Below are 22,416 nucleotides of genomic sequence, written 5' to 3'. Positions count from 1 at the left end.
TGGAGGCGGTGCTGGCGGCGGAGTTGGCCGGGATCGTGCCGCGGGCGGGTCGTGTTCCGATGATCTCGACGGTGACGGGCGAGTGGTTGTCCGGTACGGAGGTGGACGCGGGCTACTGGTTCGCGAACCTGCGGCGGATGGTCCGTTTCGAGGAGGCGGTCCGCACCCTGCTGGGTGGCGGTTACGGCTCGTTCGTCGAGGTCTCCACGCACCCGGTCCTCACCGCGGCGGTGGCGGAGACGGCCGAGGACGCCGGTGTCGCCGATGTCCTGACGGTGGGCACGCTGGAGCGTGACAACGCGGGGGCCACCCGCCTCCTCACCTCGCTCGCCCAGGCCTACGTCGGCGGCCTCGCGGTGGACTGGAAGGTCGTGCTGCCCGCCGCCGAGACGGTGGAGCTGCCGACCTACGCCTTCCAGCACCAGCACTACTGGCTCCAGGCCGCTGCGACGGCATCCCCCGTCGGTGGCGACAGTGCGAGCACGGCGGCGGAAGCGCAGTTCTGGGCCGCCGTCGAGGGCGGCGACCTGGCCCGGCTCGCGGACACCCTGGCGATCGAGGACCAGCAGCAGCTCAGCACCGTGCTGCCCGCCCTGGCGACCTGGCGCCGCCGGGAGCAGGACCGCTCGGTCACTGAGAACTGGCGCTACCGCGTCACCTGGGCGCCGGTCGCCGACCCCGCTCCCGCCCGGCTGTCCGGCCGGTGGCTGGTGGTGCTCCCCGCCGGGGAGACCGACGGCGGGGTAGCCCGGGGCTGCACGGCGGCGCTGACCGCCCGCGGCGCCGAGCACGTCGTCCTGGAGGTCACGGCCGAGACCGACCGGAAGCAGCTGGCCGAGCGGATCCGCGCGGTGCGGCCGGAGTCCGGCTTCGCCGGGGTGCTGTCGCTGCTGGGCCTGGACGAGACGCCGGTGCCGGAGCACCCGGTGGTGCCCCGGGGCCTCGCCGCGACGCTGAGCCTGGTGCAGGCGCTGGGCTCCGCCGAGGTGGACGCGCCGCTCTGGGTGGTCACGTCCGGCGCGGTGGCCGGTGGGCCGGGCACCGGACCGGCGAGCCCGGTGCAGACGCAGGTGTGGGGTCTGGGGCGGGTCGTCGCCCTGGAGCACCCGGACCGCTGGGGCGGGTCGATCGACCTCCCCGGGACGGTCGACGAGCAGGCCGCGGGACGGCTGGCCGCGGTGCTGGCCGGCTGCGGCGAGGACCAGGTCGCGATCCGTCCGGCCGGGATCCTGGCCCGGCGGCTGACCCGCGCCCCGCACCCCCGCCCGGCGGAGCGGCCGTGGACGCCGACCGGGACCGTCCTGGTCACCGGAGGCACCGGCGCGATCGGCGGGCACGTGGCCCGCTGGCTGGCCGGTCGGGGCGCGCGGCGGCTCGTGCTGACCAGCAGGTCCGGCGCCGGCGCCGCCGGGGTCGCCGCACAGGCGGCCGAACTGGCCGCCCGGGGCAGCCGGGTGGACGTCGTCGCGTGCGACGTGAGCGACCGGGCCGGGCTGGCCGGGCTGCTCGACCGGATCGCCGCGACCGGCCCCGCGCTGTCCGCGGTGATGCACACCGCGGGCCTCGGACAGGCCACCACGGTCGAGGACACCGACCTGGCCGAGACGGCCGCCGTACTGGCCGCCAAGGCCGGGGGTGCGGTGCACCTGGACGAGCTGACCAGGGGCCTGGACCTGGACGCGTTCGTGCTCTTCTCGTCGATCTCGGCGACCTGGGGCAGCAGCGTCCAGCCCGCCTACGCCGCGGCCAACACCTTCCTGGACGGTCTGGCCGAGCACCGCCGGGCGCAGGGTCTGCCCGCCACCTCGGTGGCCTGGGGGCCGTGGGGCGGCGGCGGGATGACCGACGCCGACACCGGCGCCTGGATGGCCCGGGGCGGCCTGATGGTCATGGACCAGGACCACGCCGTCCAGGCGCTGGCCCAGATCCTGGACGGCCGCGAGGGCTCCGTCACGATCGCCGACGTGGACTGGGCGCGGTTCGCCCCGCCGTTCACGCTGCGCCGGCGCAGCCCGCTGATCGAGGGGCTGCCCGAGGTCGTCGCGGCGCTGGCCGGAGCGGGGGCCGGTGCGGCCGCCGACCCGGACGCGGGCGCGTCCCTGCGGGAGCAACTGGCGGGCCTGACCCGGGCCGAGCAGAACCGGACGCTGGTCAAGCTGGTGCAGGCGCAGGCGGCCGCGGTGCTCGACTACGCGTCCCCCGAGGCCGTCGAGGCCACCCGGGCCTTCAGCGACCTGGGCTTCGACTCGCTGACCTCGGTGGAGCTGCGCAACCGGCTCGGCGCCGCCACCGGCCTGCAGCTGCCGGCCACGCTGCTGTTCGACTGCCCCACCCCGGCGGTGCTGGCCGAGTACCTCTGGAACGAGGAGTTCCGGGACGGGTCCGGTCCGGTGTCCCTGGTGGAGGAGGTCGACCGGCTCGGGTCGGTGCTGACCGGGGCGGCGCCGGACGAGAAGACGCACCAATTGATCACCGATCGCCTGCAGGAGCTCCTTTCCCAGTGGATGGAGGCCGGTGCTCCCACGGAAACCCAGGCGGTCGCGGAGAAGATCGGGTCCGCGACGGACGACGAGATATTCGAGTTCATCCACAAGGAACTCGGCAGGTAAGTGGTTGTCCGTGTGCGCGGATGGCAGGCATGCGTTTCACAGACTGGAATGGTGAGATCCGATGGCGAACGAAGAGACTCTCCGCGACTACCTCAAATGGGTGACGACCGATCTCTACAACACGCGTCAGCGACTGCGTGAGGTGGAGGAACGCAGCCACGAACCGATAGCGATCGTCGGAATCGGCTGCCGGTACCCCGGTGGAATCCAGGCTCCGGAGGACTTCTGGAATCTGCTCTCCACCGGCCGGGACGGGGTCGCCGGAATTCCGACCGACCGCGGCTGGAACATCGAGGAGCTCTACGCGGAGGACCCGGACGGCATATCGCAGGTGCGCGAGGCCGGGTTCATCGCGGACGCCAGCGGATTCGACGCGGGGTTCTTCGGTGTCAGCCCGCGGGAAGCGGTGGCGATGGACCCGCAGCAGCGCGTGCTGCTGGAGGTCTGCTGGGAGGCGCTGGAGCGGGCGGGCATCGACCCGACCTCGCTGCGCGGCTCGCTGACCGGTGTGTTCGCCGGCGCCGCGCTGTCCGGCTACGGCTTCGGCACGGACGAGGACCTGGACGTCCACCTGATGACCGGGACGTCGACCAGCGTCATCTCCGGCCGGGTGTCGTACTCGCTGGGCCTGGAGGGCCCGGCGGTGACGGTGGACACCGCCTGCTCGTCGTCCCTGGTGGCGCTGCACCTGGCCGCCCAGGCGGTGCGCTCGGGCGAGTGCACGCTGGCCCTGGCCGGCGGTGTCACGGTGACCGCCATCCCGATCATGTTCACCCAGTTCTCCAAGCAGCTCGGGCTGGCCCACGACGGACGCTGCAAGGCGTTCTCGGCGGAGGCCGACGGCATGGGCATCGCCGAGGGCGCGGGCATGGTCGTCCTGGAGAAGCTGTCCGACGCCCGGCGCAACGGGCACCCGGTGCTCGCGGTGATCCGCGGCTCGGCGATCAACCAGGACGGCGCCTCCAACGGCCTGGCCGCGCCGAACGGCCCCTCGCAGCAGCGGGTGATCCGCGCGGCGCTGGCCAACTCCCGGCTGTCGGCCGCCGACGTGGACGTGGTCGAGGCGCACGGCACGGGCACCACGCTGGGCGACCCGATCGAGGCCCAGGCGGTGATCGCCACCTACGGCCAGGGCCGCCCGGAGGACCGTCCGGTCTTCCTCGGCTCGGTGAAGTCCAACATCGGGCACACCCAGGCCGCGGCCGGCGTCGCGGGCGTCATCAAGATGGTGCTGGCGCTGCAGAACCAGCGGATGCCGCAGACCCTGCACGCGCAGGAGCCGTCACCGCACATCGACTGGTCGGCGGGCGACGTCCGGCTGCTGAACGAGGCCGAGTCCTGGCCCGCCGGCGAGCGGGTGCGCCGCGGTGGCGTCTCCTCGTTCGGCGTCAGCGGCACCAACGCGCACGTCATCATCGAGGAGGCCCCGGCCGAGGAGGCCGAGCCGGCGGAGGCCGTCGACGCCGGCGCGCCGGCCGAGCCCGGCGCCCCGGAGGGCGGGGCGCCGGTCGTCGCGGAGGTCGTGGCACCACTGGTGTCGGGCGCCGAGGCGTGGCTGGTGTCCGGCCGCTCGGCGGACGGGCTGGTCGCCCAGGCGGACCGGCTGCGCGACTGGATCGCCGCGCGGCCGGCCCTGGAGCCGGCCGCGGTGGCGCGGTCACTGGTGACCACGCGCGCGGCCTTCGAGCACCGGGCCGTGGTGCTGGGCACCGACCGGGCCGGACTCATGGGCGGCCTGGGCCAGTTGGCCGGCGGTCAGCAGACCGCCTCGGTCGTCGCGGGGGTGGCGCACGCGAGCGCGCGGGCGGTCTTCGTCTTCCCGGGCCAGGGCTCGCAGTGGCTCGGCATGGCCACCGAACTGGCGGCCGGCAGCCCGGTGTTCGCCGCGCGGCTGGCCGAGTGCGCGGCGGCGCTGGCGCCGTACGTGGACTGGTCGCTCGCCGACGTGCTGGCCGGCGCCGAGGGCGCGCCCGCGCTGGAGGCGGCCGATGTCGTGCAGCCCGTGCTGTGGGCGGTCATGGTCTCGCTGGCGGCGGTCTGGGAGGCCGCCGGCGTGACCCCCGAAGCGGTGGTGGGCCACTCGCAGGGCGAGATCGCCGCGGCCACCGTCGCGGGCATGCTGAGCCTGGAGGACGCGGCCAAGGTCGTCGCGCTGCGGTCCCGGGCGCTGCGGGCGATCACCGGCATCGGCGGGATGCTGTCGGTGACCGAGCCGGCCGCCCGGGTGGAGGAGCGGCTCGGACGCTGGGCGGGCCGGCTCTCGCTGGCCTGCGTCAACGGCCCCTCGGCGGTGGTGGTCTCCGGCGAGGCGGCCGCCCTGCGGGAGCTCCAGGAGGAGCTGAAGGCCGACGGCGTGCGCGAGCGGATGGTCGCGGTCGACTACGCCTCGCACTGCGCGCAGGTGGAGCGGCTGGAGGAGGAGATCACCTCCCTGCTGGCCGGGGTGACGCCGCGCGCCGGGCGGATCCCGATGATCTCGGCGGTCACCGGCGAGATGCTGACCGGCGAGGAGCTGGGCGCCGGGTACTGGTACGCGAGCCTGCGGGCCACCGTCCGGTTCGAGCGGGCGGTGCGGACCCTGGCCGGCCTCGGCCACCAGGTGTTCATCGAGGTCTCCCCGCACCCGGTGCTGATCGCGCCGATCACCGACACCCTGGAGGAGGCCGCCGTCGACGCCGGCCCGGCCGTCCAGGCCGGGCGGGTCTGCGGCACCCTGCGCCGGGACGACGGTGGGGCGCTGCGCCTGCTCACCTCGCTCGCCGAGGCCTTCGTGGCCGGGGTGCCCGTCGACTGGGCGCGGGTGCTGCCCGCCGCCGACCAGGTGGAACTGCCCACCTACGCCTTCCGCCACGAGCGGTACTGGCCGAAGGGCATGCTCGCGCTGCCCGGCGCGGCCAAGGCAGGGAGCGGCGACCCGGCCTCGCTGGGCCTGGGCACCGTCACCCACCCGCTGCTGCGCGCCGTGGTCGAACTCGCCGGCGACGCCGAACTGGTGTGCACCGGACGGCTGTCGCTGCGCACGCACGCCTGGCTCGCCGACCACGCGGTCGGCGGCGTGGTGCTGCTGCCCGGCACCGGCTTCGTCGAGATGGTGGTGAGCGCCGGCCACCAGGTGGGCTGCTCGCTGCTGGAGGAGCTGACCCTGCAGTCGCCGCTGGTGCTGCCCGCGGACGGCGCCGGCGTCCAGGTCCAGGTGGTGGTGACCGCGGCCGACGCCGAGGGCCGGCGCCAGGTGGACGTGTTCTCCCGCCCCGACCGCCCCGAGGAGGAGCAGGTCTGGGTGAAGCACGCCGCCGCGGTGATCGCCCCCGCCCCGGCCGCCGCCGAACCGGAGGAGGACCTCACGGTCTGGCCGCCGCGCGGGGCCGAGGCGCTCGACATCAGCGACCTGTACACCGTGCACCTGGCCGACATCTACGGACCGGCGTTCCAGGGCCTGCAGGCCGTCTGGCGCCGCGGCGAGGACATCTTCGCCGAGGTGGCCCTGCCGGAGGAGGCCGGGGACCCGGCCTCGTACGGGCTGCACCCGGTCCTGCTGGACGCGGCGCTGCTCGCGGGCGTGGTGGCCGAGGCGGCCGAGGCGCAGGAGTCCGGCGACGCCCAGCAGCGTCAGATCCGGATGCCGTTCGCCTGGACGGGCGTCGCGCTGCACGCCGCCGGGGCGCCGGTCCTGCGGGCCCGGCTGCGCCGGGACGCCCAGGGCAGCCTGACGCTGACCGCGGCCGACGCCACGGGCCGGCCGGTGGTGACGGTGGACTCGCTGATCACCCGCCCGGTCTCGCCGGAGCAGCTGCAGAGCGCCGACGACTGGATCCGCGACGCGCTGTTCACCGTGGAGTGGGCGCCGCTGCCGCAGGGCGCGGTGCAGGAAGGACCGTGGGCGCTGGTCGGCGCCGACCGCTTCGCCGTGGCCGAGCAGCTGGCCGCCGCCGGGATCCCGGTGCACGGCTACCCCGGCATCGCCGAACTGGCCGCCGCCACCGCCGAGGGGGAGGTCTCGCCCCGCGTGGTGATCGCCTGCGTGAGCGGCGAGGGCGTCGACGGGACGGCCGTGGCCGCCCGTCAGGTCGCCGGCGAGGCCCTGGAGCTGGCGCAGGACTGGCTGGCCGCGGCCGAGCTGGAGCCCGCGCAGCTGGTGGTCGTCACCCGTGGCGGCGTGGCCGTGCAGGCCGGCGACGCGGTGGCGGACCCGGCCGTGGGCGCGGTCTGGGGCCTGCTGCGCTCGGCCCAGCTGGAGAACCCCGGCCGGTTCGTCCTGGCCGACCTCCCCGCGGACGGCGGTGACGGCGAGGTGGCCGCGCTGCCGGCCGTGCTGGGCAGCGGAGAGCCCGAGGTGGCCGTCCGCGATCGGAAGGGCTACGGCCGGCGCCTGACCCGCCCGTCGGGCGACCTGGTGGTCCCCGACCGGACGGCGGCGGAGCGGCCGGCCGACCAGGACCCGCGGACGGTGCTCGTCACCGGTGGCACCGGAACGCTCGGCGGTGTGGTCGCCAAGCACATGGTGGCCACCGGACGGGCCGGCGGGGCCGTGCTGCTCAGCCGCTCCGGCCCGGGCGCCGCCGGGGTGGCCGCGCTGGCCGCCGAAGTGGCCGAGCTGGGCGGGTGGGTCCGGGTGGTCGCGTGCGACGTGGCCGACCGGGACGCGCTGGCCGGGGTGCTGGACTCGCTGCCGGCCGACTGCCCGCTGGGCTCCGTGTTCCACGCCGCGGGCATCATCGACGACGGCATGGTCGACTCGCTGAGCGCCGAGCGCGTGTCGGCGGTCATGCGTCCCAAGGTGGACGCGGCCTGGCACCTGCACGAGCTGACCCAGGGCCTGGACCTCGACCACTTCGTGCTGTTCTCCTCGGTCGCGGCCGCGTTCGGTGGTGCGGGCCAGGCCAACTACGCGGCGGCCAACGCCTTCCTGGACGCGCTGGCGGGCGCCCGGCGGGCCGCCGGACTGGCGGGCACCGCGCTCGCCTGGGGCCCGTGGATGCCCGAGGCCGGTATCGGCCGCGGCCTGGACGAGGTGATGCTCCGCCGGATGACCGGTTCGGGCCTCGCCGCGCTGAACGAGCAGGAGGGTCTGGCCCTGCTGGACCTCGCCCTGGAGCGGGCCGAGTCCATCCTGGTCCCGGCCCGGCTGGACAAGGCCGGCCTGCGGGCGCAGGCGGCCGCCACCGGCATCCCGCCGCTCTGGCAGGTGCTCGCGGACGACTTCATCCCGCGCCGGGCGGCCGTCACCTCGGCCGCCGGGGCGACCGGCGCCGGCGCCGCGGACGTGCTGCGCCAGCAGCTGGCCGGGCTGCCGGGCACCGAACGCGACCGGGTACTGCTGGACCTGGTGCGCACCCACGCCGCGGCGGTGCTCGGACACGCCTCGGGCGACGCGATCGAGGCCGGCCGGCCGTTCACCGACCTGGGCTTCGACTCGCTGATCGCGGTCGAGTTCCGCAACCGGATGAACCCGGCGACCGGGCTGCGGCTGCCCGCCACCCTGGTCTTCGACTACCCCAACCCGGTCGCGCTCGCCGCGCTGCTGCGCGAACAGCTCGCCGGCGACCTGTCCGACGTCGTGGACCTCGGCGGTCCCGCGGCGACGGCGGCGCTCGCCATGGACGAGCCGGTCGCGATCGTCGGCATGGCCTGCCGCTTCCCGGGCGGCGCGACCAGCCCGGAGGAGCTGTGGCAGATGCTGGCCACCGGCACGGACGGGCTGTCGACCTTCCCGACCGACCGCGGCTGGGACCTCGACTCCCTCTACAACCCGGACGTGGACAACGTCGGGACCTCGTACACGCAGGTCGGCGGGTTCGTCCAGGAGGCCAGCGGCTTCGACGCCGGCTTCTTCGGGATCAGCCCCCGCGAGGCGCTGGCGATGGACCCGCAGCAGCGGCTGCTGCTGGAGACCTCGTGGGAGGCGCTGGAGCGGGCCGGAATCGACCCCGCGACGCTGCGCGGCAGCCAGACCGGCGCGTTCGTGGGCGGTTACGGCTCCTCGTACCTGGCCGTCACGATGGCCGACGAGGAGGAGGTGGAGAGCCTCGGGGCGCACCTGATGACCGGGAACGCGGCGAGCGTGCTGTCCGGCCGGGTCTCCTACGTGCTGGGCCTGGAGGGCCCGGCGGTGACCATCGACACGGCCTGCTCGTCCTCGCTGGTCGCCCTGCACCTGGCGGCCCAGGCGCTGCGCCAGGGCGAGTGCACGCTGGCCCTGGCCGGCGGCGTCACGATCATGGCGAGCCCGGACGGCTTCCGCGCGTTCTCGCACGCCCGCGGTCTCGCGGAGGACGGGCGCTCCAAGGCGTTCTCGGACGCGGCCGACGGCATGGGCATGGCCGAGGGCGCGGGCATGCTCGTGGTCGAGCGGCTCTCCGACGCCCGGCGCAACGGGCACCCGGTGCTCGCGGTGCTGCGCGGCTCGGCGATCAACCAGGACGGCGCGTCCAACGGTCTGACCGCGCCGAACGGCCCCTCGCAGCAGCGGGTGATCCGCGCCGCGCTGGCCAACTCCCGGCTCTCCACGGCCGATGTGGACGTGGTGGAGGCGCACGGCACGGGCACCACGCTGGGCGACCCGATCGAGGCGCAGGCACTGCTGGCCACCTACGGCCAGGAGCGCGGCGACCGCGGGTCGCTCTGGCTGGGCTCGGTGAAGTCGAACCTCGGACACACCCAGGCGGCCGCCGGTGTCGCCGGGGTGATGAAGATGGTGCTGGCGCTCCAGCACGAGCAGCTGCCGCGGACGCTCTACGCGGACGTGCCCTCCTCGCACGTGGACTGGGAGGCCGGTGACATCAGGCTGCTGAACGAGCCGGTGCCGTGGCCCACCGGGGAGCGGGTGCGCCGGGCCGGTGTGTCGGCCTTCGGCATCAGCGGCACCAATGTGCACGTCATCGTGGAGGAGGCCCCGGCCGAGGAGCCCGAAGCGGTGGAGACCGTGGACGGGCCGGCCGAGGACGTCCGGTCCGCCGCGGTGGTGGAGCTGGACGGGCCGGCCGCGTGGCTGGTCTCGGGCCGGACGGCCGAGGGGCTGACCGCCCAGGCGGGCCGGCTGCGGGAGTGGGTCGCGGCGCGGCCGGACCAGGCGCCGGCCGAGGTGGCCTGGTCGCTGGCGACGACGCGGTCCGCGTTCGAGCACCGGTCGGTGGTGGTCGGCACCGAGCGCGCCGAGCTGGTCGCGGGCCTGCAGAGCCTGGCCGCCGGTGCGCCGTCGGGTGCGGTGGTGTCGGGTGTGGCCCGCCCGGGTGCGCGGGTGGTGTTCGCCTTCGCCGGTCAGGGTTCGCAGTGGGTCGGCATGGGGCGTGAACTCGCCTCGTGCAGCCCGGTGTTCGCCGCGCGTCTCGCGGAGTGCGAGGCGGCGCTGGCGCCGTACGTCGAGTGGTCGCTGAGCGACGTCCTGGCGGGTATCGAGGGTGCCCCCGCACTGGAGGCGGCGGATGTCGTCCAGCCCGCCCTGTGGGCGGTGATGGTGTCGCTGGCGGCGCTCTGGGAGGCCGCGGGCGTCGCGCCGGACGCCGTGGTCGGTCACTCGCAGGGCGAGATCGCGGCGGCGACGGTGGCCGGGATGCTGTCGCTGGAGGACGGCGCCCGGGTGGTGGCGCTGCGTTCGCGGTCGCTGAAGGTCCTGGCCGGTCTCGGCGGGATGCTGTCGGTGAGCCGGAGCGTCGCGGTGGTGGAGGAGCGGATCGCCCGCTTCGGTGAGCGGCTGTCGCTCGCGGCCGTCAACGGCCCTTCGGCGGTGGTGGTTTCGGGTGAGCCCGAGGCCCTGGAGGAGTTGAAGGCCGAGTTCGAGGCCGAGGGCGTGCGCGCCCGGATGGTCGCGGTGGACTACGCCTCGCACTCGGCCCAGGTCGACCGCCTCGAAGCGGAGATCACCGAGGTCCTGGCCGGTATCGCGCCGCGCCGGGGCCGGATCCCGATGGTCTCGGCGATGACCGGCGAGACGCTGACCGGCGAGGAGCTGGACGCCGCCTACTGGTACGGCAGCCTGCGCGCCACGGTCCACTTCGACCGCGCGGTGCGCACCCTGGCCGGTCAGGGCTACCAGGTCTTCGTCGAGTCCACGCCGCACCCGGTGCTGCTCGGTGCGATGAACGACACCCTGGAGGAGGTCGCCCAGGCGGCCGGGCCGGGCGCCGTGACGGCGGCCGTCTGCGGCACGCTGCGCCGCGACGACGGCGGCGCCCAGCGCCTGCTGGTTTCGCTCGCCGAGGCCTTCGTCCAGGGCGCGACCGTCAACTGGCGCGCGGTGCTGACCGCCGCCGAACCGGTCGAGCTGCCCACCTATGCCTTCCGCCATCAGCGGTACTGGCCGCAGGGCGCCCTGGCGCTGCCGGCGGCCGGACCGGTCCTCGGTGGGGACGGGGCGAGCACGGCGGCGGAGGCCCAGTTCTGGGCGGCCGTCGAGGGCGGGGACCTCACGCAGCTGGCCGACACGCTGGCCTTCGACGGCGGTCGTCCGTTCAACGAGGTGCTGCCGGCCCTGGCGTCCTGGCGGCGCCGGGAGCAGGACCGGTCGGTGACGGCCGGCTGGCGCTACCGGGTGAACTGGGCGGCGATCGCCGAGCCCGATGCCCGGGTGCTGTCCGGCACGTGGGTGCTGGCGGTGCCGGCCGGTGCGGGCGAGCAGGCGTGCGCGGCCGCGCTGGCGGCGCGTGGCGCGGAGGTGGTCGTGGTCGAGGTCCCGGCGGGTGCTGTGGACCGGGCCGAGGTGGCCGCGCTGCTGGCCGGCGCGGTCGAGCCGTCGGCGGTGGCGGGTGTGCTGTCGCTGCTGGCGCTCGACGAGGCGCCGGTCGCGGAGTTCCCGGTTGTGGCCGGTGGTCTGGCCGCGACGCTGGCGCTCGTCCAGGCGCTGGGCGACGCCCGGATCGGCGCGCCGCTCTGGCTGGCGACGCGCGGCGCCGTGGCGGCCGGTCCGGGTGAGGCCCTGGCCAGTCCGGTGCAGGCGCAGGTCTGGGGGCTGGGCCGGGTGGTCGGCCTGGAACACCCGGAGCGCTGGGGCGGGTTGGTCGACCTGCCCGAGGTGCTGGACGAGCGTGCGGGTGTGCGGCTGGTCGCGGTGCTGGCCGGCTGCGGCGAGGAGCAGATCGCGATCCGGACGGCCGGGATCCTCGGCCGCCGGCTGTCGCGGGTCCCGCAGCGCGGCTCCGAGCGGAGCTGGGCGCCGCGCGGCAGCGTACTGATCACCGGCGGCACCGGCGCCATCGCCGGGCACGTGTCGCGGTGGCTGGCCGGCCTCGGTGCCGCGCGGCTGGTGCTGACCGGTCGCTCCGGCCCGGCGGCCACCGGGGTCGCCGCGACGGTCGCGGACCTCGCCGCCCGGGGCATGGACGTCGACGTGGTGTCCTGCGACGTGACCGACCGCTCGGCGCTGGCCGGGCTGGTCGACTGGATCGGCGGGACCGGACCGGCGCTGTCCTCGGTGTTCCACACGGCCGCCGTCCTGGACGACGGCGTGGTCGACCGGCTGTCGGTGGAGCGGCTGGAGACGGTGCTGGCCGCCAAGGCGGCGAGCGCGGTCCACCTGGACGAGCTCACCGCCGGCCTGGACCTGGACGCCTTCGTGCTGTTCTCCTCGGCCGCGTCCACGCTGGGCGGGCCCGGGCAGGGCAACTACGCGGCGGCGAACGCCTTCCTCGACGCCCTGGCGGAGAACCGCCGCAGCCGCGGCCTGGCCGGTCTCGCGGTGGCCTGGGGCCTGTGGGGCGGCGGCGGACTCGCGGAGTCCAACGAGGCGATCCGGTCGCGGATGCGCCGGATCCCGATGCCGCCGATGGACCCGCAGCTGGCCGTCCGGGCGCTGGCCGAGTCGCTGGACGGTCCGGAGCCCGTCGTCACGGTGATGGACGTCGACTGGCGGCAGCTCGGCACCGCGCCGGGCACGGCCGACGTGCTGGACATGCCGCTGGTGCGCGACATGCCCGAAATCCGCCGGCTGGCCGCCGACCGGGCGGGCGCCGCGGACACCACCCGCAACGACGGCGAACTGGCCCACCGGCTCGCCGGGTTGGGCCGGGCCGAGCAGGACCGGGTGCTCACCGACATGGTCCGGGCGCAGGCCGCCGCCGTGCTGGGCCACTCCTCGGCGGAGATGGTGCAGGCCAGGCAGGCGTTCAAGGACCTGGGCTTCGACTCGCTGACCGCGGTCGAGCTGCGCAACCAGCTGAACGCGGCGACCAGGCTGCGGCTGCCCGCCACGCTGGTGTTCGACTACCCCACCCCGGTGGCCATGGCGGAGTTCCTGCGCGGCGAGCTGGTCGGGGAGCAGACGGGCGGGACTCCCGCCCCGGTGGCCGCCGTGGTGGCCCCGGTGGTGGACGAACCGCTGGCGATCGTCGGGATGGCGTGCCGCTTCCCCGGCGGTGCGGGCACTCCGGAGGAGTTCTGGCAGCTGCTGGCCTCGGGCGGCGACGCGGTGGGCGGCTTCCCGACCGACCGCGGCTGGGACCTCGACGGTTTCTTCGACCCGGACGGGGGGACGGCGGGGACGTCGTCCACCCAGTCGGGCGCGTTCCTGCGCGGTGCCGCGGAGTTCGACGCGGGGTTCTTCGGGATCTCGCCGCGCGAGGCGCTGGCGATGGACCCGCAGCAGCGACTGATGCTGGAGACCTCGTGGGAGGCGCTGGAGCGGGCGGGCATCGATCCGACCTCGCTGCGGGGATCGTCGACCGGTGTGTTCGCCGGCGGCTTCGGGTCCGGCTACGCCATCGGCATGGCGTTGACGGGCCAGGACTCCTCGGGCGTCGAGGGCCACCTGATGACCGGCAACTCGACGAGCGTGCTGTCCGGCCGGGTCTCCTACGTGCTGGGCCTGGAGGGCCCGGCGGTGACCGTGGACACCGCGTGCTCGTCCTCGCTGGTGGCGCTGCACCTGGCGGCCCAGGCGGTGCGCTCGGGCGAGTGCTCGCTCGCGCTGGCCGGCGGTGTCACCGTGATGGCGACGCCGTTCTCCTTCGTCGAGTTCTCGCGCCAGCAGGGTCTGGCGACGGACGGCCGGTGCCGGGCGTTCTCCGAGGACGCCAACGGGACGGGCTGGGCCGAGGGCGCCGGCGTGCTGGTGGTGGAGCGGCTGTCGGACGCGCAGCGCAAGGGCCACAAGGTGCTCGCGGTGATCCGCGGTTCGGCGATCAACCAGGACGGCGCCTCCAACGGCCTGTCCGCGCCGAACGGCCCGTCGCAGCAGCGGGTGATCCGGGCGGCGCTGGCCAGTGGCCGGCTGACCGCCGCCGACGTCGACGTGGTCGAGGCGCACGGCACCGGTACGACGCTGGGCGACCCGATCGAGGCGCAGGCGCTGCTGGCCACCTACGGCCAGGAGCGGGCCGGCGGGCAGCCGCTGTGGCTGGGGTCGGTGAAGTCCAACATCGGGCACACCCAGGCGGCCGCCGGTGTGGCGGGCGTGATCAAGATGGTGCTGGCGCTGCAGAACGAGCGGCTGCCGCGGACGCTGCACGCCGAGGTGCCGTCCTCGCACGTGGACTGGACGGCCGGTGACGTCAGGCTGCTGACCGAGTCGGTGCCGTGGCCGTCCGACGGGCGTCCGCGCCGAGCGGGTGTGTCGGCCTTCGGGATCAGCGGGACCAACGCGCACGTCATCGTCGAGGAGGCGCCGGCGGCCGTCGAGGCTTCCGCGACGGTGTCGGCTCCGGTGGTGTCGGGTGCCGGTGCGTGGATCGTCTCGGGCCGGTCGGCCGAGGGGCTGACGGCCCAGGCGGGCCGCCTGCGCGAATGGATGTCGGTGCGCTCCGACCTGGCGCCGGTGGATGTCGCGTGGTCGCTGGCGGCGACCCGGTCGGCGTTCGAGCACCGGGCCGTGGTGCTCGGGGTCGGGCGCGGTGAGCTGATGGCGGGGCTGGGGAGCCTGGCCACCGGGGCCTCTTCGGGGTCGGTGGTGTCGGGTGTGGCGCGGCCGGGTGCCCGGGTGGGTCTGGTCTTCGCCGGTCAGGGTTCGCAGTGGGTCGGGATGGGCCGGGGCCTCTATGAGGGCAGCGCGGTCTTCGCCGAGGTCTTCGACCGGGTGTGCGGGCTGCTGGAGCTGGAGTTGGGCGTCTCGGTCCGGGACGTCGTGCTCGGCGCCGAGGGTGTGGACGAGGCGCTGGCGAACCAGACGCTGTATGCGCAGGCCGGTCTGTTCGCCTTCGAGGTGGGCGTCGCGGCGGTGCTGGATGCCGCGGGTGTGACGCCGGACGCGGTGGTGGGTCATTCGGTGGGTGAGGTCGCGGCCGCTTATGTGGCCGGGGTGCTGTCGCTGTCCGAGGCGTCGCGGCTGGTGGCGGCGCGGGCTCGGTTGATGCAGGCGCTGCCGGCGGGCGGGGCGATGGCGGCGGTCAACGTCTCGGAGGCCGAGGTGCTGGCGGAGCTGGTGCCCGGTGTGGTGATCGCGGCGGTCAACGGCCCGGAGTCTGTGGTGGTTTCGGGTGAGGTCGAGGCCGTCGATCAGGTGGTGGAGCTATGGCGGGAGCGGGGTCGCCGGGTGCGGCGGCTGCGGGTCTCGCACGCCTTCCACTCGCCGGCGATGGACCCGGTGCTGGACGAACTCACCGCCGTCGCGGCTGGGTTGGAGTACCGCCGCCCGGACATGATGTGGGCGGGCGCGCTCACCGGTGAGCTCGTCACCGAGCCCGAGGCGGGCTACTGGCCGGCGCAGACGCGGGGGGCGGTGCGCTTCGCCGACGCGGTCGCCGCGCTGGCCCGCGAGGGCGTCTCGGTGTTCATCGAGGTCGGCCCCGACGGATCGCTCTCCTCGCTGGGCCCCGACGCCGTGGCCGGCATCGGGAGCGAGGAGCCCGTCTTCGTCCCGCTCCAGCGGCGCGACGAGCAGGGGGTGACCGGCCTGCTGGGCGGTCTCGCCCAGGCCTTCGTCAACGGCGCCGGGGTGGAGTGGAGTTCGGTGCTGCCGACCGGTACGCCGGTCGAGCTGCCCACCTACGCTTTCCGGCACCAGCGGTTCTGGCCGGAAGGCATCCTGGCCCTGCCGGTCGCCGGTGGGGACGGGGCGAGCACCGAGGCGGAGGCCCGGTTCTGGGCGGCCGTCGAGGGCGGGGACCTCACGCAGCTGGCCGACACGCTGGCCTTCGACGGCGGTCGTCCGTTCAACGAGGTGCTGCCGGCCCTGGCGTCCTGGCGGCGCCGGGAGCAGGACCGCTCGCTGACCGCCAACTGGCGCTACCGGACCGCCTGGTCCGCCGTCGCCGAGCCCGACTCCGGCGTGCTGTCGGGGACGTGGCTGGCGGTGGTGCCGACCGGAGCGACCGAGCAGGCGTGCGCGGCCGCGCTGGCGGCGCGTGGCGCGGAGGTGGTCGTGGTCGAGGTCCCGACGGGTGCCGTGGACCGGGCCGAGGTGGCCGCGCTGCTGGCCGCGGCGGTCGAGCCGTCGGCGGTGGCGGGTGTGCTGTCGCTGCTGGCGCTCGACGAGACGCCGGTGCCCGGCCACCCCGCGGTGACCGGCGGCATGGCCGCCACCCTGGCACTCGTCCAGGCGCTGGGCGACGCCGGGATCGGCGCGCCGCTCTGGCTGGCGACGCGCGGCGCCGTGGCGGCCGGTCCGGGTGAGGCCCTGGCCCACCCGCGGCAGGCGCTCGTCTGGGGTCTGGGCCGGGTCGTCGGTCTGGAACAGCCGGACCGCTGGGGCGGGTTGGTCGACCTGCCCGAGGTGCTGGACGACCGGGCCGGTGCCCGACTGGTCGCCGTGCTCGCCGGTTGCGGCGAGAACGAGATCGCGATCCGGACGGCCGGGATCCTCGGCCGCCGGCTCACCCGGGCCGCCCAGCTCCGCGGCAAGGACCGCTGGGCACCGCGCGGCAGCGTGCTGATCACCGGCGGCACCGGCGCCATCGCCGGGCACGTCGCCCGGTGGCTGGCCGGTCGCGACGCGCCCCGCCAGGTGCTGACCAGCCGTTCCGGCCCCGCCGCGAGGGGGGCGGCGGCGCTCGCCGCCGAGCTCGCGACGGCCGGCTCCGCGGTCGACGTCGTCGCCTGCGACGTGACCGACCGCTCGGCGCTGGCCGGGCTGGTGAGCTGGATCGGCGGGACCGGTCCGGCGCTGTCCTCGGTGCTGCACACCGCGGCGGTGCTGGACGACGGTGTCGTGGACCGGCTCTCGGTCGAGCGACTGGAGACGGTGCTGGCCGCGAAGGCGTTGAGCGCGGCCCACCTGGACGAGCTCACCGCGGACCTGGACCTGGACGCCTTCGTACTCTTCTCCTCGGTGTCCTCGACGATCGGCGCCGCCGGTCAGGGCAACTACGCGGCGGCGAACGCCTACCTGGACGCCCTGGCGGAGAACCGCCGGGGACGGGGGCTGGCCGCCCTCACCGTCGCCTGGGGTGCCTGGGCCGGCGGTGGCATGGCGGAGTCCAGCAGCGTGGTGCAGGCCCGGGTCAAGCGCGGCCCGATGCCGGCGATGGACCCGCAGCTCGCCGCCCGCGCCCTGGGCGAGGCCCTGGAGGGCCCGGACGCCCTGGTGACGGTGATGGACGTGGACTGGGCGCTGCTGGCCTCCGGACCGGGCGCGGCGGACCTGCCGAAGCGCCCGCTCGTCCGGGACCTGCCGGAGATCCGGCAGCTGGCCTCGGCCGGCGGGAGCGCGGCGGCCGTGGTCCACACCGAGGGAGAGCTGGCCCACCGGCTGGCCGGGCTCGCCCGGGCCGAGCAGGAGCGGGTGCTCACCGAGGTGGTGCGGGCCGAGGTCGCGGTCGTGCTGGGGCACGCTTCGGTCGACGCGGTCGAGGACCGGCGCGCCTTCAAGGACCTGGGCTTCGACTCGCTGACCGCGGTCGAGCTGCGCAACCGCCTGGGCGTGGCGACCGGCATCCGGCTGCCCGCCACGCTGGTGTTCGACTACCCGACCCCGGTGGTCCTCGCCGAGTTCCTGTGCGGCGAGCTGACCGGGAGGGTGGCGGACTCCGCCGCTCCGGTGTCCACCGCCGTGGCGGTCGCGGCGGCGGACGAGCCGCTGGCGATCGTCGGGATGGCCTGCCGCTTCCCGGGGGGTGCGGGCAGCCCGGAGGAGTTCTGGCGGCTGCTGGCCTCGGGCGGTGACGCGGTGGGCGCCTTCCCGACCGACCGCGGCTGGGACCTGGAGGGCTTCTACGACCCGGAGCGCGGCAACGCGGGGACGTCCTACACCCGGTCGGGTGCCTTCCTGCGGGACGCGGCCGAGTTCGACGCCGGCTTCTTCGGGATCTCGCCGCGCGAGGCGCTGGCGATGGACCCGCAGCAGCGGCAGCTCCTGGAGACCTCGTGGGAGGCGCTGGAGCGGGCGGGCATCGATCCGGCCTCGCTGCGGGGATCGTCGACCGGTGTGTTCGCCGGCGGCTTCGCCTCGGGCTACGGCTTCGGGGTGACGCTGGCGAGCCAGGGCGACTCCGGCTCCGAGGGCCACGTGATGACCGGGAACGCGACGAGCGTGCTGTCCGGCCGGGTCTCCTACGTGCTGGGTCTGGAGGGCCCGGCGGTGACGGTGGACACGGCGTGCTCCTCGTCGCTGGTGGCGCTGCACCTGGCGGCCCAGGCGGTGCGCTCGGGCGAGTGCTCGCTCGCGCTGGCCGGCGGTGTCACTGTGATGGCGACGCCGGGGACGTTCATCGACTTCTCGCGGCAGCAGGGTCTGGCGGCGGACGGCCGCTGCCGGGCGTTCTCCGAGGACGCCGACGGGACCGGCTGGGCCGAGGGCGCGGGCATGCTCGTGGTCGAGCGCCTGTCGGACGCGCGCCGCAACGGGCACAAGGTGCTCGCGGTGCTGCGCGGCTCCGCCGTCAACCAGGACGGCGCGTCCAACGGTCTGACGGCGCCCAATGGTCCGTCGCAGCAGCGGGTGATCCGGGCGGCGCTGGCCAGTGGCCGGCTGACCGCCGCGGACGTGGACGTGGTGGAGGCGCACGGGACGGGTACCACGCTGGGTGACCCGATCGAGGCGCAGGCGCTGCTGGCCACCTATGGCCAGGAGCGGCCGGAGGGGCGGCCGTTGCTGCTCGGCTCGGTGAAGTCCAACATCGGGCACACCCAGGCGGCCGCCGGTGTGGCGGGCGTGATCAAGATGATCCTCGCCCTTCAGCACGAGGAGCTGCCGCGGACGCTGCACGCCGAGGTGCCGTCCTCGCACGTGGACTGGTCGGCGGGTGAGGTCAGCCTGCTGACGGAGCCGGTGCCGTGGCCGTCGGACGGGCGTCCGCGTCGTGCGGGTGTGTCGGCCTTCGGGATGAGCGGTACCAACGCGCACGTCATCGTCGAGGAGGCGCCGGCGGCCGTCGAGGCTACCGAGACGGTGTCAGAGCCGGTCCTCTCGGACGCCGGTGCGTGGCTGGTGTCGGGCCGGACGGCCGAGGGGCTGACGGCCCAGGCGGGTCGGCTGCGCGAGTGGATGGTGGCGCGGCCGTCGGTGGATCCGGCGGACGTCGCGTGGTCGCTGGCGGCGACCCGGTCGGCGTTCGAGCACCGGGCCGTGGTGCTCGGAGCCGAGCGCGGCGAGCTGATGGCGGGGCTGGGGAGCCTGGCCGCCGGAGCCTCGTCGGCCTCGGTGGTGTCGGGTGTGGCGCGGGCGGGTGCCCGGGTGGGCCTGGTCTTCGCCGGTCAGGGTTCGCAGTGGGTCGGGATGGGCCGGGGGCTCTACGAGGGCAGCGCCCTGTTCGCCGAGGTCTTCGACCGGGTGTCCGGGCTGCTGGAGCTGGAGTTGGGCGTCTCGGTCCGGGACGTGGTCCTGGGCGCCGAGGGCGTGGACGAGGCGCTGGCGAACCAGACCTTGTACGCCCAGACGGGTCTGTTCGCCTTCGAGGTCGCCGTCGCGGCGGTGCTGGAGGCCGCCGGTCTGACGCCGGACGCGGTGGTCGGTCATTCGGTGGGTGAGGTCGCGGCCGCTTACGTGGCCGGGGTCCTCTCACTCGAGGACGCGGTGCGGCTGGTGGCGGCGCGGGCTCGCTTGATGCAGGCGCTGCCGGCGGGCGGGGCGATGGCGGCGGTCAACGTCCCGGAGGCCGAGGTGCTGGCCGAGCTGGTGCCCGGTGTGGTGATCGCTTCGGCGAACGGCCCGGAGTCCGTGGTGGTTTCGGGTGAGGTCGAGGCCGTCGATCAGGTGGTGGAGCTGTGGCGTGAGCGGGGTCGCCGGGTGCGGCGGCTGCGGGTCTCGCACGCCTTCCACTCCCCGGCGATGGACCCGGTGCTGGACGAACTCACCGCCGTCGCGGCCGGGTTGGAGTACCACCGGCCGAACATGATGTGGGCGGGCGCGCTTTCGGGTGAGCTGGTCACCGCGCCCGAGGCGGGCTACTGGCCGGCCCAGACCCGCCAGGCGGTGCGCTTCGCGGACGCGGTGGCGACGCTGGCCCGCCAGGGTGTCTCGGTGTTCGTCGAGGTCGGCCCGGACGGGTCGCTCTCCTCGCTGGGCCCGGACGCGGTGGCAGGCGTCGACGGTGACGAGGCCGTGTTCGTCCCGCTCCAGCGGCGCGACGAGCAGGGGGTGACCGGCCTGCTGGGCGGTCTCGCCCGGGCCTACGTCAACGGCGCTGCCGTGAACTGGAGTTCGGTGCTGCCGACCGGTACGCCGGTCGAGCTGCCCACCTACGCGTTCCGGCACCAGCGGTTCTGGCCGGAGGGCATCCTCTCGCTGCCGACGGCCGCGCCGGCGGTCGGCGGGGACGGTACGAGCACCGAGGCGGAGGCCCGGTTCTGGGCAGCCGTCGAGGACGGCGACCTGGCGAGCATCGCCGACACGCTGGCCATCGAGGACCAGCACCGGCTCGGCGAGGTGCTGCCGGCGCTGGCGTCCTGGCGGCGCCGGGAGCAGGACCGGTCGATGACCGCGAACTGGCGCTACCGGGGCGGCTGGGCGGCGATCGCCGAGCCCGACGCCCGGGTGCTGTCCGGCACCTGGCTGGTGGTCGTGCCGGCCGGAGCGGCCGAGCAGGCGTGCGCTGCCGCGCTCGCCGACCGTGGTGCCGAGGTCGTCACGGTCGAGGTCCCGGCGGGTGCCGTGGACCGGGCCGAGGTGGCCGGGCTGCTGGGCGCGGCGGTCGAGCCGTCGGCGGTGGCGGGCGTGCTGTCGCTGCTGGCGCTCGACGAGACGCCGGTGCCGGGCCACCCTGCGGTGACCGGCGGTCTGGCCGCGACGCTGGCGCTGGTCCAGGCCCTGGGCGACGCCGGGATCGGCGCGCCGCTCTGGCTGGCGACGCGCGGCGCCGTGGCGGCCGGTCCGGGTGAGGCGCTGGCCCACCCGCGGCAGGCGCAGGCCTGGGGTCTGGGCCGGGTCGTCGGTCTGGAACAGCCGGACCGCTGGGGCGGGTTGGTCGACCTGCCGGAGACCGTCGACGAGCGGGCGGGTGCGCGACTGGTCGCGGTGCTCGCCGGCTGCGGCGAGAACCAGGTCGCGATCCGGACGGCCGGGATCCTCGGCCGTCGGCTCACCCGGGCCGCCCAGCCCCGCGGCACCGCCCGGTGGACACCGCGCGGAAGCGTGCTGATCACCGGCGGCACCGGCGCCATCGCCGGGCACGTGTCGCGGTGGCTGGCCGGCCGCGAGGCGCAGCGGCTGGTGCTGACCGGTCGTTCCGGTCCGGCGGCCACCGGGGTCGCGGCGACGGTCGCGGACCTCGCCGCCCGGGGCATGGACGTCGACGTGGTGTCCTGCGACGTGACCGACCGCTCGGCGCTGGCCGGGCTGGTGGAGTGGACGGGGAAGACCGGTCCGGCGCTGTCCTCGGTGCTGCACACGGCCGCCGTCCTGGACGACGGCGTCGTGGACCGGCTGTCGGTGGAGCGGCTGGAGACGGTGCTGGCCGCCAAGGCGGCGAGCGCGGTCCACCTGGACGAGCTCACCGCCGGCCTGGACCTGGACGCCTTCGTGCTGTTCTCCTCGGCCGCGTCCACGCTGGGCGCCGCCGGGCAGGGCAATTACGCGGCGGCGAACGCCTTCCTGGACGCCCTGGCGGAGAACCGCCGCAGCCGTGGCCTGGCCGCGCTCACCGTCGCCTGGGGTGCCTGGGCCGGTGGCGGAATGGCCGGGTCCAGCAAGGTGGTCCGGGCGAGGGTCGAGCGGGCCCCGATGCCGGCGATGGACCCGCAGCTCGCGGTGCGCGCGCTGGGCGAGTCGCTGGACGGCCCGGACGCCGTGGTCACGGTGATGGACGTCAACTGGGCCGAGCTGGTGGCCTCGCCGGGCCCGGTGGACCCGCGGGAGATGCCGCTGGTGCGGGACCTGCCCGAGATCCGCCGGCTGGCCGCGGCGGGTGCGAGCGGCGGCGCGGTCCGCGAGGAGGGCGGACTGGCCCGGCAGCTGGCCGGGCTCGGCCGGGCCGAGCAGGAGCGGGTGCTCACCGAGCTGGTGCGGGCCGAGGTGGCCGTCGTGCTGGGGCACGCCTCGGCCGACGCGGTCGAGGACCGGCGCGCGTTCAAGGACCTCGGCTTCGACTCGCTGACCTCGGTCGAACTGCGCAACCGGCTGAACGGTGTGACGGGGCTCCGGCTGCCCGCCACGCTGGTGTTCGACTACCCCACCCCGAACGCCCTTGCCGCGTGGCTGCGAACCGAGGTTGTCTCGGACGAAGCGGTGTCGGTGCCGGTCCTCGCGGAGCTCGACCGGCTCGAAGCCGCCCTCCGCACCGGGTCGATGGCGGACCAGGTGCGGGAGGAGGCCACCGACCGGCTGCGCCGGCTGCTGGACGCCATCGGTGACCAGGCCGCCGACAAGAGCAAGGAACGGCGCGAAGCGGAACTCCGGGAAGCGACCGACGACGAGCTGTTCGCTCTCGTCGACGAACTGGAGTGACGCCTGCCAGGCCCTGACGGGCTCCGTTCGAACCCGGGCTGCCCCGCACACACCGTGCGGGGCAGC

Annotated in this window: 2 protein-coding genes; both read left to right on the top strand. The window is 75.5% G+C overall.

Annotated features, from left to right (window positions below; all coding sequences use genetic code 11):
* On the top strand, nucleotides 1–2,609 hold a 2,609-nt coding region (locus ABZ497_RS32885; RefSeq protein ID WP_359810799.1), incomplete at its 5' end, for an SDR family NAD(P)-dependent oxidoreductase.
* 61 nt (nucleotides 2,610–2,670) lie between these two features.
* Entirely contained in the window at nucleotides 2,671–22,350 is a 19,680-nt protein-coding gene (locus ABZ497_RS32880) for a type I polyketide synthase (RefSeq protein ID WP_359810796.1), read from the top strand.
* Nucleotides 22,351–22,416 lie beyond the last annotated feature (66 nt).

The sequence above is a fragment of the Kitasatospora sp. NPDC005751 genome (genome assembly GCF_040630835.1).
Lineage (GTDB): Bacteria > Actinomycetota > Actinomycetes > Streptomycetales > Streptomycetaceae > Kitasatospora.
Note: the sequence above shows the minus strand (reverse complement) of the source record. Positions and strands in the feature narration are given on the sequence as shown.